Annotated in this window: 14 protein-coding genes and 1 tRNA gene; 8 read left to right on the forward strand and 7 right to left on the reverse strand. The window is 66.4% G+C overall.

Features of this window, described 5'->3' with window-relative positions:
- Nucleotides 1-33 precede the first annotated feature (33 nt).
- Nucleotides 34-1,008 (reverse strand): malate dehydrogenase, encoded by a 975-nt coding sequence (locus tag KRX55_RS01475; RefSeq protein ID WP_218406080.1) that lies wholly within the window; start codon nucleotides 1,006-1,008, stop codon nucleotides 34-36.
- A gap of 561 nt (nucleotides 1,009-1,569) precedes the next feature.
- Here KRX55_RS01475 and KRX55_RS01480 point away from each other — a divergent pair.
- On the forward strand, nucleotides 1,570-2,310 hold the full coding sequence (locus tag KRX55_RS01480; RefSeq protein ID WP_218406081.1) for a TetR/AcrR family transcriptional regulator: 741 nt from the start codon (nucleotides 1,570-1,572) through the stop codon (nucleotides 2,308-2,310).
- A 74-nt stretch (nucleotides 2,311-2,384) separates the two neighbouring features.
- Here the strand turns inward: KRX55_RS01480 and clpX are convergent, their stop codons facing one another.
- The 5 genes from clpX to KRX55_RS01505 all read right to left on the reverse strand — a co-directional run bounded on the left by clpX (nucleotide 2,385) and on the right by KRX55_RS01505 (nucleotide 6,912).
- Nucleotides 2,385-3,659 (reverse strand): ATP-dependent Clp protease ATP-binding subunit ClpX, encoded by a 1,275-nt coding sequence (gene clpX / locus KRX55_RS01485; RefSeq protein ID WP_218406082.1) that lies wholly within the window; start codon nucleotides 3,657-3,659, stop codon nucleotides 2,385-2,387.
- 141 nt (nucleotides 3,660-3,800) lie between these two features.
- Nucleotides 3,801-4,433, reverse strand: coding sequence for an ATP-dependent Clp protease proteolytic subunit (locus tag KRX55_RS01490; protein WP_198737751.1), 633 nt, complete (start codon nucleotides 4,431-4,433; stop codon nucleotides 3,801-3,803).
- A 39-nt stretch (nucleotides 4,434-4,472) separates the two neighbouring features.
- Nucleotides 4,473-5,072, reverse strand: a complete 600-nt coding sequence (locus tag KRX55_RS01495; RefSeq protein WP_200260592.1) for an ATP-dependent Clp protease proteolytic subunit — start codon at nucleotides 5,070-5,072, stop codon at nucleotides 4,473-4,475.
- Between the two features lie 268 nt (nucleotides 5,073-5,340).
- Nucleotides 5,341-6,705 (reverse strand): trigger factor, encoded by a 1,365-nt coding sequence (gene tig / locus KRX55_RS01500; RefSeq protein WP_218406083.1) that lies wholly within the window; start codon nucleotides 6,703-6,705, stop codon nucleotides 5,341-5,343.
- A 133-nt stretch (nucleotides 6,706-6,838) separates the two neighbouring features.
- A tRNA-Pro gene (locus tag KRX55_RS01505) sits at nucleotides 6,839-6,912 on the reverse strand.
- A 918-nt stretch (nucleotides 6,913-7,830) separates the two neighbouring features.
- Here KRX55_RS01505 and KRX55_RS01510 point away from each other — a divergent pair.
- A complete protein-coding gene (locus tag KRX55_RS01510; protein WP_218406084.1) occupies nucleotides 7,831-9,054 on the forward strand; it encodes a tyrosine-type recombinase/integrase in 1,224 nt (407 codons plus the stop codon).
- Here the strand turns inward: KRX55_RS01510 and KRX55_RS01515 are convergent.
- Nucleotides 9,032-9,406, reverse strand: a complete 375-nt coding sequence (locus tag KRX55_RS01515) for a helix-turn-helix domain-containing protein (protein WP_218406085.1) — start codon at nucleotides 9,404-9,406, stop codon at nucleotides 9,032-9,034. The genes KRX55_RS01510 and KRX55_RS01515 overlap by 23 nt on opposite strands.
- Before the next feature lie 161 nt (nucleotides 9,407-9,567).
- On the opposite strand from KRX55_RS01515, the gene KRX55_RS01520 reads away from it, so the two are divergent.
- From KRX55_RS01520 to KRX55_RS12135, 6 genes are all read left to right on the forward strand, one after another.
- Entirely contained in the window at nucleotides 9,568-9,789 is a 222-nt protein-coding gene (locus KRX55_RS01520; RefSeq protein WP_218406086.1) for a helix-turn-helix domain-containing protein, read from the forward strand.
- An 81-nt stretch (nucleotides 9,790-9,870) separates the two neighbouring features.
- Complete coding sequence (locus KRX55_RS01525; protein WP_218406087.1) at nucleotides 9,871-10,428, forward strand: hypothetical protein; 558 nt, start codon at nucleotides 9,871-9,873, stop codon at nucleotides 10,426-10,428.
- Nucleotides 10,425-11,654, forward strand: a complete 1,230-nt coding sequence (locus tag KRX55_RS01530) for a hypothetical protein (RefSeq protein ID WP_218406088.1) — start codon at nucleotides 10,425-10,427, stop codon at nucleotides 11,652-11,654. Before KRX55_RS01525 ends, KRX55_RS01530 begins: the two co-directional genes overlap by 4 nt.
- Before the next feature lie 70 nt (nucleotides 11,655-11,724).
- Nucleotides 11,725-11,994, forward strand: a complete 270-nt coding sequence (locus tag KRX55_RS01535; RefSeq protein WP_218406089.1) for a hypothetical protein — start codon at nucleotides 11,725-11,727, stop codon at nucleotides 11,992-11,994.
- Nucleotides 11,991-12,815 (forward strand): LexA family protein, encoded by an 825-nt coding sequence (locus KRX55_RS01540; protein ID WP_218406090.1) that lies wholly within the window; start codon nucleotides 11,991-11,993, stop codon nucleotides 12,813-12,815. Before KRX55_RS01535 ends, KRX55_RS01540 begins: the two co-directional genes overlap by 4 nt.
- A gap of 47 nt (nucleotides 12,816-12,862) precedes the next feature.
- On the forward strand, nucleotides 12,863-13,348 hold the full coding sequence (locus KRX55_RS12135; protein ID WP_441303211.1) for a zinc finger domain-containing protein: 486 nt from the start codon (nucleotides 12,863-12,865) through the stop codon (nucleotides 13,346-13,348).
- Nucleotides 13,349-13,408 lie beyond the last annotated feature (60 nt).

Below are 13,408 nucleotides of genomic sequence, written 5' to 3' on the forward strand. Positions count from 1 at the left end.
GCGGGGCGTCGGTGGAACAGGCGGAGACGCGGATCAGAGCAGATCGGACACGGCGTCGCGCTCACCGAGGAGCTCCTCGATGTTCGCGTCGATCCGGGCACGCTGGAAATCGTCGATCTCGAGCCCGTCGATGATCTCCCAGGCACCGTTGCGGCTGACCGTCGGAAGACCGAAGAGCAGGCCCTCGGGCACTCCGTAGGAGCCGTCGGACGGCACCGCCGCGCTGGACCACTTGTCGGTGCCGTTGATCCAGTCGTGCATGTGGTCGACGGCGGCCGATGCCGCGGAGGCCGCCGAGGACTTACCCCGGACCTCGATGATCTCGGCGCCGCGCTTGGCGACCCGCGGGATGAACTCGTCGAGGTACCAGTCGCGGTCGACCAGCTCGCTGACCTTCTCCCCACCGACGGTGGCGTAGGTGATGTCGGGGAACTGGGTGGCGGAGTGGTTGCCCCAGACGACCACGTTCTCGAACTCGGTGGAGGAGCGGTCGAGTTTGGTGGCCAGCTGGCTCAGTGCGCGGTTGTGGTCCAGGCGCATCATGGCGTTGAACCGGTCCGCGGGAACATCCGGCGCGGCGGCCTTGGCGATCAAGGCGTTGGTGTTGGCGGGGTTGCCGACGACGAGGACGCGGATGTCGTCGGCCGCGTGGTCGTTGATGGCCCTGCCCTGCGGCCCGAAGATCTTGCCGTTGGCGGTGAGCAGATCACTGCGCTCCTCACCCTTGCCGCGGGGCTTGGCTCCGACGAGGAATGCCGCGGAAGCACCGTCGAAGGCCGTGGCCGCGTCATCCGTGATCCGGATGTCGCGGAGCAGCGGGAACGCCGAGTCCAGGAGCTCCATCGCGACGCCCTCGGCCGCACCGAGGGCCGGGGTGATCTCCAGGAGATTGAGTTCGATCGGGGTGTCCTTGCCGTAGACGTCCCCGTTGGCGATCCTCCACAGCAGCGAGTAAGCGATCTGGCCGGCGGCACCGGTGACGGTGATCTTCTTGGCTTGAGTGGTCATAGGTTGAATCATCCTCTTCTCGTCGTCGCCCCAGAAGCCGGATTCTTCCGGTGGGGCGCGGTTAAAGTCTGTGTGACGTCAGCCCACTGAAAGCCCACTGAAGGTCCACTCGGGCGCACTGTCGGTCGGGACGGTGGCACGGGAACACACGGCGGAGGGCCGGCGCACACCATCCAGGGTAACCCTGAAGCTGTGGTTGTGCCGTCGATAAGTCGACGTCAGCCGTGTGAAGGTGCACACCCGGCTCGAGTCCGGATCGACCGGAACGGAATCCCCCACCCCCGCCCACCCACGATCCCAACATCCGACCTGCGCTTTTCGGGCGCCAGGCAGATCAGCGCTCCGGGGAACCGCGTTTTAAGGCACGATGAAATGTAGTAGCCCCGATCTCCCCGGTACGCCCGCACGGGCATGCCGGATCGTCCCCTGAGCGTGGCCACGTTCTTGGCTGGGGTTGATTCACGTTAACGGCGCGCTGACTACCGGGAATGAGACCGGAAGGTCAGGCGCGCGTACGCCGGTGCACGGTGTACGCCACTTCATCTGGAAAGGACCACGGGAATGAATCGTCCCCCCGCCGACACCGAAACCTCCGGCACGACCGCGGACCAGGTCGTCGCCGTCGCGATGGAGAGCTTCGCCCGACACGGTTTCGAGGACACCCGGTTGGAGGCGATAGCACAGGAATCGGGCATGTCCAAGCGGATGATTCACTATCATTTCGGGGACAAGCGGAACCTCTACGTGCAGGCTCTCCTCCGGGCCGTCACCCTCATCCGGCCCGACTCCAGCGACATGGAGGTGCCCTCCACCGTCCCCGTCGACGGCATCCGCAAGGTGGTCGAGGTGATCTGCCGGCGGATGTTCGCCGAGCCGGCCGCCGCCCGGCTGATCCTCATGGAGAACCTGTTCGGCCACGCCGACGTCACCGCGGCGTCGCCGCTCGCCGACCAGTCGGCCGTGCTGCTCGCCCTGGACCGGCTGCTGATGCGTGGTCAGGATGCCGGGGCCTTCCGCCCGGGGATCTCGGCGCTGGACATCTACACCATCATCTCGTCCCTGTGTGCCTTCCGCACCTCCAACCGGGACACCTACCTCAACCTGTACGACGTCGATCTGGCGGACGGGACGAACACCGCGGGCCTCGAACGCCTCGCCGTCGACACCGTGCTGTCCTTCCTCACCTCGAACATGTCCGGGGCGGGGACGATGAGCTACCTGTCGGTCGGCACCCGGGAATTCTCCGACGAGCACGACCCCGGATCATCGAGCATCTACGGCGAGACCGACGACACCCTCTGAATCGACCTCAACGCGCGGGAAAGGGCCGCCACGGTGATTGATCGTGGCGGCCCTGTCCCACTTCTGTCAGCGGTTCACGCGGTCTTCTCGCTGGGGCCGGGGACGAGCTCCGGGGTCGCCGTACCCCGGGCGACCTCGGCGGTGATCACGCACTCCGCGATGTCATCGCGGTCCGGGAGCTCGTACATCACGGGGACGAGGATCTCCTCCATGATCGCCCGCAGACCGCGCGCACCGGTCTTCCGCTCGAGGGCGAGCTCGGCCACCGCGTCGAGGGCGTCATCGGTGAATGTCAGCTGGACGCCGTCCATCTCGAACAGCCGCTCGTACTGGCGGATCAGTGAGTTCTTCGGCTCGGTGAGGACCTTGACCAGGGAGGCGCGGTCCAGATTCGTCACCGTGGCCACGACCGGGAGCCGCCCGATGAATTCGGGGATCAGTCCGAACTTCACCAGGTCCTCGGGCCGGACCTCGCGGAAGATGTCCACGGACTCGTCCTCGTGCAGGGAGCGGACCTGCGCACCGAAACCCAGGCTGCGTTTCCCGATCCGGTCCTGGATGACCTGCTCGAGGCCCGCGAAGGCTCCGGCGACGATGAACAGGATGTTTGAGGTGTCGAGCTGGATGAACTCCTGGTTCGGGTGTTTGCGGCCGCCCTGCGGCGGAATGGACGCGGTCGTCCCCTCGAGGATCTTCAGCAGCGCCTGCTGCACGCCCTCCCCCGAGACGTCACGGGTGATCGAGGGATTCTCCGACTTGCGGGAGATCTTGTCCACCTCGTCGATGTATATGATGCCCCGCTGGGCCCGCTGCACGTCGAAGTCGGCGGCCTGCATGAGCTTCAGCAGGATGTTCTCCACGTCCTCGCCGACGTAGCCGGCCTCGGTGAGGGAGGTGGCGTCGGCGATCGCGAAGGGGACGTCGAGCTGCCGGGCGAGGGTCTGCGCGAGATAGGTCTTGCCTGAACCGGTGGGGCCGAGCAGCAGGATGTTCGACTTCGCCAACTCGATCTCGTCGTCCCGGCCCGAGTTCGTCCGGGTCTCCTCGGCACGGATCCGCTTGTAGTGGTTGTACACCGCGACCGCGAGAATCCGCTTGGCCTCGTCCTGACCGACCACGTAGGTGTCCAGGAACGCGGAGATCTCCGTGGGCCGGGGCAGTCGGCCGGCGTTGTCGTCGGTGGTTTCCGCCGCCTGGCCCATCTCCTCCTCAATGATCTCATTGCAGAGTTCGATGCACTCGTCACAGATGTAGACCCCACCGCCGGCGATGAGCTTCTTCACCTGTTTCTGGCTTTTTCCGCAGAAAGAACACTTGAGCAGGTCCGAGCTTTCTTGCATGTGTGCCATGGCCTTCGGGTAGTCACTCGCCTTCTTGAGCCGGGGCGCACGGGGTGACCGTGCACATTGGATCCGTCCGCCCCACTCTAGTACCCGGTCCCCGCCCCCATGTCCGAGGCGCGGCCGGGTATCCGTACGAAATATTCGTTGCTAGAGCTGCTTCGACAGCTTCCGGTAGTCGAAGACCTGGTCGATCAGCCCGTACTCGACGGCCTCGGGAGCGGTCAGGATCTTGTCCCGGTCGGTGTCGATGCGGATCTGTTCCGCGGAGCGGCCCGTGTGCTCGGCGAGGGTGGTCTCCATCAGGGTGCGCATCCGCTCGATCTCCCGGGCCTGGATCTCCAGGTCGGAGACCTGGCCCTGCACGCCACCCGTCGCGGGCTGGTGGATCAGGATCCGGGCGTTCGGCAGGGCGGCGCGCTTACCGGGCGAACCGGCCGCGAGCAGCACCGCCGCGGCGGAGGCCGCCTGGCCCAGACACACGGTCTGCACGTCGGGGCGGACGTACTGCATCGTGTCGTAGATGGCCATCAGCGAGGTGAAGGAACCGCCCGGCGAGTTGATGTACATGGTGATGTCCCGGTCGGGGTCCTGCCCCTCGAGGACCAGGAGCTGCGCCATGATGTCATTCGCCGAGGCGTCGTCCACCTGCGTCCCGAGGAAGATGATGCGCTCCTCGAACAGTTTGTTGTAGGGGTTGGATTCCTTCGCGCCGTAGGCCGAGTGCTCCACGAAGCTGGGCAGCACATAGCGGGCGGAGGGCATCTGCATTCCGTTGCTCATAACTCTTGTTGTCTCCTGGGTATCCCGGTGTGTGCCGGACTAGTTGGCGATGGAACCGTTTGCGGCGGTGATGACGTGATCGACGAAACCGTAGTCCTTCGCCTGTTCCGCGGTGAACCACCGGTCGCGGTCCGAGTCCTCGGTGATCTGCTCGACCGTCTGCCCGGTGTGCTCGGCGATGAGCTCGGCCATCTCGCGCTTCGTGTACGCGAACTGTTCGGCCTGGATCGCGATGTCGGCGGCGGTGCCCCCGACGCCCGCGGAGGGCTGGTGCATCATGATGCGGGCGTGCGGGAGGGCGAAGCGCTTCCCCTTCGTTCCCGCGGAGAGCAGGAACTGGCCCATCGATGCGGCGAGACCCATGCCGTAGGTCGCGATGTCGCACGGCGCGTACTTCATCGTGTCGTAGATGGCCATGCCCGCGGTGACGGAACCACCCGGGGAGTTGATGTAGAGCGAGATGTCGCGGCTCGGGTCCTCGGCGCTCAGGAGGAGAATCTGGGCGCAGAGCTTGTTGGCGATCTCGTCGTCCACCTGGCTCCCCAGGAAGATGATGCGCTCGCGGAGCAGACGCTCGTAGACCGAATCGCTCAGGTTGAGCCCGCTGGTGGGGGCCGCCATCCGGGTGGTGTCAGTCATGGGTTCCAAAACCTGCCTTCTCGTCGCCGCCCCGGTGCGGGCGCCGCGGTGGAGTCCCGCGTCGCGGCTGTCCGGGGTGGACATACTGTGTGGTGACGTTGTCGATTGTTTTACGTACCCGCCAGGGTACCGCCGCGCGGGACGCTCACGCCGCTCTGTTCGCTGTCAGCTTTCCCGCGGGCCCCGCGGAGGCGTGGCCCGGTCGGAAAGAGCCCGGCCACCGGACGTGGTCGGGCTCTATCACCGGCAGCCTGGCGCCGGAACGGTGCTACTCGGCGGACGTGTCGTCGGAATCCGCGGACTCCTCGACATCTTCCTCACCGAAGTACACGGAGGGGTCGATCTTGTTGCCCTCGGAATCGGCGACCGAGACCTCGCAGATCGCGGCGGCGAGCGCCTTGCCGCGGCGGACGTCGCTGAAGAGGTTGCCGATCTGACCGGCCTGCTGCAGCTGCTGGATGAACTGGTTCGGGTCCATGCCGTAGCGCTGCGCGGTGAAGATGATGTGCTCGGTCATCTCCTCCTGGCTGACCTCGGGCTGGATCTTGTCGGCCAGAACATCGAGGAAGAGCTGGGTGCGGACGGCGTTCTCGGCCTGCTCGCGGGCGTCCCTGTCGAACTCCTCACGGGAGCTGCCCTCGAGCTTCAGCCGCTCGTTGAGCTTCTTCTCGTCCCCACCGAACTGGCTGACCAGCTGCTGGACCTGGTTGTTGACCTGCTCGTCGACGATGGACCCGGGCAGCGGGAACTCAGCCTTCTCGAGGGCCGCCTTGAGGACCTCGTCGCGGATCTCCGCCGCCTGCTGGGCCTTACCGCCCTCCTCCACGCGCTGGGCGAGGGACTCACGGAGTTCCTCCACGGTGTCGAACTCGGAGGCGAGCTGGGCGAACTCGTCGTCGACCTCGGGGAGCTCACGCTCCTTGACGCTGCCGACGGTGACCGTGACGAGGGCTTCCTTGCCCTCGTGCTCACCGGCGAGGAGCTTGGTGGTGAACTCGCGGGATTCGCCGATCTCCATGCCGACGAGCGTCTCGTCGAGGCCCTCGATGAGCTCACCGGAGCCGACCTGGTGACTGAGGCCCTCGGTGGTCGCCTCGTCGATGGTCTCTCCGTCGACGGTGGCCGAGAGGTCGACGGTGACGAAGTCGTTCTCGGTGACGGCGCGCTCGACGTTCTTCAGGGAACCGAAGCGCTCACGCAGCTTCTGCAGCTCGGCGTCGACCGCCTCCTCGTCGGTGGACAGCGGGGCGACCTCGACCGAGATGTCGGAGAAGTCCGGGAGGGTGATCTCGGGTCGGACATCGACCTCGGCGGTGAACTCGACGAGCTCCCCGTCCTCGATACGGGTCACGTCGACGACGGGCTGACCGATGACCTTGAGGTCGTTCTCCTCGACGGCGGCACCGTAACGGCTCGGGAGCATGTCGTTGACGACCTGCTCGAGCACCGGGCCACGGCCGACGCGGGCCTCGATCAGCTGACGCGGGGCCTTGCCCTTCCGGAAGCCCGGAATGGACACCTGCTGCGCCAGTGCCTTGTATGCCTGGTCAAACTCCGGCTTGAGGTCCTCGAAGGGAACCTCGACGGTGATCTTGACGCGGGTGTCATTCAGCTGCTCGACGGAACTCTTCACGAGTCACTCTCCTGGAATAATGTTTGTATTGATTCGTCTGACGGGTTTCGCCACCACAGACCTCCGGCTGAAGACACCGGACACAACCGTGTGGGCGATGTCCGTGCCGGATGCCTCGAGGTGAGGATCCCTGTCGGGGCAACAGGATTTGAACCTGCGACCCCCTGCTCCCAAAGCAGGTGCGCTACCAAGCTGCGCCATACCCCGTAGTCACTGAAGCGACACGACCCTCGTCGGGCCGTTGCCAGTGCAGTCTACCGACTGGCGAGTGCACGGGTTCAACAGACCCCCGTAGTTCATGTTCCCGCCGGTCTCAGCGCCGCCCGACGGCACATCCTCAGGCACCGACGGTCCACCCGTGCGGGCCGGAACCACCGGTCCCGTGGCAGCCCGAACACCGTGACACCGTCCGCCCGCCGCCGGCGTAGGCGGCACCAGACACGGTGTACGCCCCGTTTCCGGGGATGTTCCCGGGCCCTGCTCTCCCCCGGGAATTCCCGATCACGGACCCACAGATTTCACGGAGTCTGATTCACGGGAACGTCCGTGGGAACCGGGCCGATCACGACCCCATCTCAGAACACCCGTTCCCCTCGGCACCGGTCCGACCGGAACCACCGGCCGGACCCCACACGACAGCGGCGGTGCCCCGCCCGCCCCGCCGACCGACACACCCCTGATCCGCGGCACCGGCCCCGCACCGGAACGAAGGCCCCTCGCCCGACCCGGGGCCCGACGGCGGGCGCCCGCAGCAGGTGTCCCGGGGACGTGGGGCGACCTCCCGGCGCACCGGCCACCTGGATCCGGGGGCAGTGGTCCCCGATCCAGCCCGACCTACCGGCCCATCCGTGCGCCCGTCCCAGTGTCGGTTGAACCGCCACACACTCCGGGCGGCCACATCGGAAAAAGAAGGGCCCCGCCAGCATTCACGCTGGCGGGGGCCCTTCTGTGTGGAGGGAACGACGGGAATCGAACCCGCGTCTTCAGCTTGGAAGTCTGAATACCGCGCGCCGGTACGCAGGCGTTTCACTGTTCACCTGCACCCTCCCCCCGTTCATTGCGTATCACTACGCACATACGGCACACTGTGATAGCTAGACCATCAGCTAGATCAGGAGGGCACTGATGCGCACCCGGGACGTCGGACTCGGATCCCTGTACAAGACGAAACGCGGATACTGGACCGCCGCGTTCACAGTCGGCTACGACGGTAAGGGTCGTCAGGTCCGCCGCACCGTCTCCGCCAAGACGCAGTCGCGTGTTCTCGAGAAGCGTCGCCAGCTTCTCCGGGAGCTCGAGGAGAGTTCGACGGCGCCGGAGAAGATCACCGTCGAGACGTGGATGCAGCGGTGGCTGGACACGACGGCGTTCGAGAAGCTGAACCCCCGCGTCCTGGCGGACTACCGGTCGAAGAACCGGCTCTACATCACCCCCACCCTCGGGTCCTACCGGCTCCGGGATCTCGGGGCCGACGAGGTCCGGGAGCTCCACGCCGCGGCACGTCAGGCCGGCCTGTCGGATCGCACCGTGCAGATCGTCCACACCGTGCTGTCGACGGCGCTGTCTGATGCCGTCCGTGAGGGGAAGATCGACCAGAACCCGTGCGAGCGTGTCGGCCGCCCGCGGGCCCGGTCCCGGCAGCGTCAGGCCCTGTCGGTGATGCACGCCAGGAAGGTGATCATCGCGGCGTTCGAGGAGGAGGATCCGCTCGCGTCGATGTGGGCGTCGTTCCTGTTCCTCGGGGCACGGAAGGCGGAGCTGATCGGGTTGGAGTGGTCCCGGCTGGATCTTGAGTTCGCTGCGGTGGATCTGTCGTGGCAGGTGCAGTCGATCCCGTGGGCGCATGGCGAGGAGTGCGGGTGTGAGGCTGAGGTGAGGGCCGCGCGGTGCCCCAAGCGGAGGCACGCGGTGCCGCCGGGGTTCGAGTACCGGGAGCTGTATCGGTCGCGGTTGTGGACCCGGCCGAAGACGGTGACGTCGATGCGTGTGACGCCGATTCCGGCGCCGCTGGTCGCCGCGTTGACGGTCTACCGGGAGAAGCATGTGCCGAACCCGCACGGGCTGGTGTGGGCCGGGGCAGACGGCAGGCCGTTGATGGAGCGGGCGGTGTCCGCCGGGTGGCGTGAGGCGTGCCGCCGGGCCGGGGCCCCGCCGGTGGATCTGCACTCGGCGCGTCACACGACGGCGACGCTCCTCCTCGAGTCTCAGGTGCCGCCGGAGGTCATCTCGCAGATCCTCGGGCACTCGTCGGTGATCTCGACGCGCCCGTATCTGCATGTGGGGCAGGCTCAGGCGACCGCGGCGATGGACGCCCTGGGGTCGTACCTCAGACTCCCCGGCCTTGAGTGATCCCCTCGATGTAGGCGTGAACGAGGCCAAGCTGGCGTTCAGATAGTGCGGAGAGCTGGATCTCCACCTGCTCCCGGAGGGTGATGCGGGGGGCGTTGTCCTCGTCGTATCCGGCGGCCGCTAGTACGGCCTGGGTGTCTGCCCCGACGGCGACCGCAGCTGAGACGAGGGCCTTCTCCGGGACGTTCGCCCTGACCGGTTCACCATCGACGCGCTTGTACCCGGATTCGATCTGACGCCACCAGGATTCGGAGATGCCGGCGCGTTGGGCGGCCTGTCGTTTGGACAGGCCGGTGTCCTCGCGGGCGGTTTGGATGATTCGCCCCGGCTCCCACTGCTCAGTGATGGTCATGCCCCCAGACTATCAACGGTCGTGGGGGTGCTCGGAGTGCGCGCGCGGCGTGTCACACCCCCGAAAGGGGTGTACTCTGCGTTCCAGTACGCACACTGCGCACTACTGGGCTAGTATCTGGGTGTGCCGCAGAACGCGGCACGATCCAGAAAGGAACCGTCATGGCACGAGCTGCAACTCTCGCCCCGCCGCCTATCGCGTACAGCGCTGCAGAAGCCGCGAAGGCCCTCGGAATCAGCCGAAACTACGTCTACCAGCTGCTTCGGGCCGGTGAGATCCAGTCGAAGCGCTCCGGCAAGCGGATCATCATCACCGTCGATGCCCTCCGCGAGTATGTCGAACGCCTCCCCGATTACGTGGACACCGTCGAACTCGCCAGCTAGACCCCGCACACAGAAAGGGCCCGCCCCGGCGCTGCAACGCCATAGGTGGGGCGGGCTGCACGTTCAGAAAGGAACCGAAACATGCATTCACCAGCGTACACCACAGATATGAAGTCCCGCGAGGTGCTCGAGAAGCTCATCCTGCAGCAGGCCGTCATCAAAGAACTGGTCAGGATCAACAAGGAGTGGAAGGCCGATCTCGCGGAGGTCATGCGGGACGGCGAATCGCTGCCCGTCACGAACGAGCGCGGCCTGAAACTCGGTACGTTCTCGAAGTCGCTGCCGAAGCCGAAGGCCCGCGTCGTGAAGGAGTCGGTGCTCCTCGAGGTGGCCGGTGAGGAGGACACCGAGTGGTACCTCCCCGAGATCAACCTGCAGGCCGCGGTGGACGTCGTGATGGAGCACGCCCCCGAGCTCATGAGCCTGCGACTGACTGAGGCCGCGCGGACCCGCATGGAGACTGACGCGATCAACCGGTGGAAGAAAACCGGCGAGCAGACACCCGGTTTCGAGGTATCCGTCGGCGAGGGTTCACTGTCGGGCCGCCCGAACACAGATGCCGCCGAGGCCGCGGAGAACATCCTCGCCGGCATCACGTCCCTGCCCGCTCTCGAAGCAGGAGAGGGTGAGGACCAGTGAACACGCCGCAGTTTCAGACCAGGCGTCCGACGTGCCAGCCATCGTGGCCGCTGATCATCCTCGCCGGTGTCGAGGGCTCCGGTAAGACGTGGGCCGCGGTTGAGGCCACGGGGCTCCCCCACATCGACCGCGCTTTCTTCCTCGAGGTCGGCGAGAACATGGCCGACGAGTACGGCGCCGTACCGGGTGCTGATTTCGAGATCATCGAGCACGACGGCACGTTCGCGCAGATCAACGGTGCCGCGCACTGGGCGGGCGCACAGCCCGCCGCTGACGGCAAGGTGAACCTGCTGATCGTCGACTCGATGACCGAGATCTGGGATCTCCTCACGAATGAGGCGCAGGTGATCGCCAACAACCGACGACGCGGCCGCCGCGGGGATCAGGAGGCGCAGATCACGATGGACCTCTGGAACCGCGCGAAGGACCGGCTCGCTGATTTCGTCGGTGCGTGCCGCCGGTTCCCCGGGCCCGTGATCCTCACCTCACGTTTGGAGCAGGTGTCCATCGTGGAGGGGTCGAAGCCGACCGGAGAGAAGATCTGGAAGGTCCGCTGTGAGAAGAACCTGCCGTACGCGGCGACCGCGATTGTGCAGGCCCGTGAGCCGCGGAAGTGGACGCTGACGAAGATCGCGTCGACCCGTATGCAGCTCCCGCCGGGTGGCGAGATGGCGCTGCCGGAGTTCTCGGTGGCGAAGCTGTTGGAGGAGATGGGTATCGAGACGCAGGCCGCGGCGTCGACGTTCGTCAGGCCGGAGGCCGGTGGGATCACCACGGCGGATCGGTCCCGTGTCGAGGACCTGGCTGCCGCCGGTGACATGACGGCGTTGGAGCGTGCGTGGAAGGCCGCGCGGGCCGAGGGCAAGGAGGAGCTGGCGGATCTGATCGCCGAGTCCGCGCACGCTGCCCGTGAGCGGGTGAAGCGTGAGGGCCGTGGCGCGGCGTCCCCTACCGGGCCGCGGCAGTCCGCGGCTCCCGTGGAGGGTGGTGTGTCCGCCGAGGACCGGGCGATGGTGAAGCGTCTCGCCGACGCGGGTGACTCCGCCGGGCTGAAACAGGCGTGGCGTGAGGCGAAGGCCGCCGGCAAGTCGGAGCTGATGGGCCTGATTGTCCGCGCTGGCAAGGAAGTGGAGCAGCGCCGAGCGTCAGCGCAGGTGACTGATTCCCACCCCGACGAGCCTGTGGACGCCGAGATCGTGGAGCAGGAGCCCCTGCCCGTCGGATGACCCGCCAGACGCCCCCGAGACGGCCAGCATCGTCTTGGGGGCGTCTCCCGTACGTAGAGGAGAAAGACACATGGGAAAGAAGAAGGAACGCCGGCGGCGACACAAGCGGGTCGACAGTCCACGGCACTGGGTTACGTGTCCCCACTGCCCGCATCACGCCGGTGGGTTCAAGCGCTCGTACCAGTCGCGGAAGGCCGCGCTGCGGGCGAAGAAGGTCCAGCATCTCGACAGTTCGATTTCCGCGTACCGGTGCCCGCACGACTCGGAGTTTTGGCATCTCGGGCATCTGCCCCGTGCTGTGCAGCAGGGCATCACGACGAGGGGGGAGATGTACCAGTGACGACGATTCTGCAGGGCCCGAGGCCCGAGGACGATTTCACGATGATCCCGAACGCGCTGATCCGCTCGTCGGAGCTGACGCCGAGGGACAAGGCCGTCTACATGCTGATGCGCTCGCACCGTGAGGGATGGGCGCTGACGACGGCTTCTATCGGTGAGGCGCTGGGGATCACCCGCAAGACGGTTGGCGTGGCTATACGCGCGTTGATGGCCGCCGGGTATGTGATCCGTGAGGAGGGCCGGATGCCGGATGGACGGTTCGGGGTGATCTCGTACACGGTGCTGTCGACACCGGTGGAACCCGAGCAGGCCGCAGTGGAGGCTTCACAGGCACCGGTAGCACCCGACCGGAGGGCAAAAAGCACCCCACGGGAAAACCCCAGTTCACCGGGGGAAGATTTTACCCACGGCCAGGACCCCACCGAGGGTAAAAATTACCCACCACCGAGGGCAAAAATTACCCACCATAAGAAGACTATTTCTAAGAAAATTAAAACCCCCCAGCCCCCTACGGGGGCTTGCCCCCCAGGGGAGGGCGCGGCCGCTTCGCGGCGGAGGGGTTCGTTCCTCCCCGACTCGTGGATGCCATCGCCGGACTCCGTCCGTGCTCTGGCTGACGCCCACCCCGAGGTGGACCTCGACCGTGAGACTGAACGGTTCGTGGACCACTACCGGTCCCTGACGGGCCGTGCGGCCCGTAGACGCGATTGGGATGCCGCGTGGAGGGGATTGGGTGCGGGATGTGGTTTCACCGCGCCAGCGGGCGAGCCAGCCGTGGAATCGGGCCGTCGACAAGGCCGCCGCGGCTTGGTCTATCGCTGAGCAGATGATCGCCGACATGAACGAGCAGGAGCAGGGGGTGGTGCGTGATGCTGTCCCGGCATGAGGCCGTCGCGGCCGCGGCCCGCGCTCTCGGGATCGCTGCCGCACTGGACCAGACAGTCCCGCAGCCATCGCAGGGACTCCTCGAGGAGTGGGCGATCCAGATCGAGCGCTCACGTCTGACTGAGGAGGAGCTCGTGGAGGGCGTGAGGGCGACGTACCAGCGGGGCGAGGTGCCGCGATCGAAGATCACCGCATACATCGCGGCCGCCCGGTCGCTGCGCCCCCAGAACGCTGTTCGTACAGATGTTCGTTCCACCCCTCCCGCGCGAGTGGTGGAGGGTGGAGTGATCCCCGCGGCGTACGCGGCCCACGGCGCTCTGGGGGTTCCATGTCCGTCGTGTCGGGCCGAGTCTGGTGAGCACTGCCGGTCGCGCTCTGGTACGCGCCGTATCGCGCCATGTGTCGGTAGGTTAGTCCGCGCACACAGGACATCACTACCCCCATCTGTTGATCTGAAAAATGTGGTTTGACGATGTGTTTAGCTACCTCACCCACAGCCGGAACCACCCCCGCCAAAATTAGTTACGCCA

It is taken from the genome of Corynebacterium sp. TAE3-ERU16, assembly GCF_019209935.1.
Classification (GTDB): domain Bacteria; phylum Actinomycetota; class Actinomycetes; order Mycobacteriales; family Mycobacteriaceae; genus Corynebacterium; species Corynebacterium antarcticum.

What these genes read in the sequence shown, in the direction of transcription:
- KRX55_RS01475 (WP_218406080.1), bottom strand. Translation starts at nt 1,008, where the DNA reads ATGACCACTCAAGCCAAGAAGATCACCGTCACCGGTGCCGCCGGCCAG.
- KRX55_RS01480 (WP_218406081.1), top strand. Translation starts at nt 1,570, where the DNA reads ATGAATCGTCCCCCCGCCGACACCGAAACCTCCGGCACGACCGCGGAC.
- clpX (WP_218406082.1), bottom strand. Translation starts at nt 3,659, where the DNA reads ATGGCACACATGCAAGAAAGCTCGGACCTGCTCAAGTGTTCTTTCTGC.
- KRX55_RS01490 (WP_198737751.1), bottom strand. Translation starts at nt 4,433, where the DNA reads ATGAGCAACGGAATGCAGATGCCCTCCGCCCGCTATGTGCTGCCCAGC.
- KRX55_RS01495 (WP_200260592.1), bottom strand. Translation starts at nt 5,072, where the DNA reads ATGACTGACACCACCCGGATGGCGGCCCCCACCAGCGGGCTCAACCTG.
- KRX55_RS01510 (WP_218406084.1), top strand. Translation starts at nt 7,831, where the DNA reads ATGCGCACCCGGGACGTCGGACTCGGATCCCTGTACAAGACGAAACGC.
- KRX55_RS01515 (WP_218406085.1), bottom strand. Translation starts at nt 9,406, where the DNA reads ATGACCATCACTGAGCAGTGGGAGCCGGGGCGAATCATCCAAACCGCC.
- KRX55_RS01520 (WP_218406086.1), top strand. Translation starts at nt 9,568, where the DNA reads ATGGCACGAGCTGCAACTCTCGCCCCGCCGCCTATCGCGTACAGCGCT.
- KRX55_RS01525 (WP_218406087.1), top strand. Translation starts at nt 9,871, where the DNA reads ATGCATTCACCAGCGTACACCACAGATATGAAGTCCCGCGAGGTGCTC.
- KRX55_RS01535 (WP_218406089.1), top strand. Translation starts at nt 11,725, where the DNA reads ATGGGAAAGAAGAAGGAACGCCGGCGGCGACACAAGCGGGTCGACAGT.
- KRX55_RS12135 (WP_441303211.1), top strand. Translation starts at nt 12,863, where the DNA reads ATGCTGTCCCGGCATGAGGCCGTCGCGGCCGCGGCCCGCGCTCTCGGG.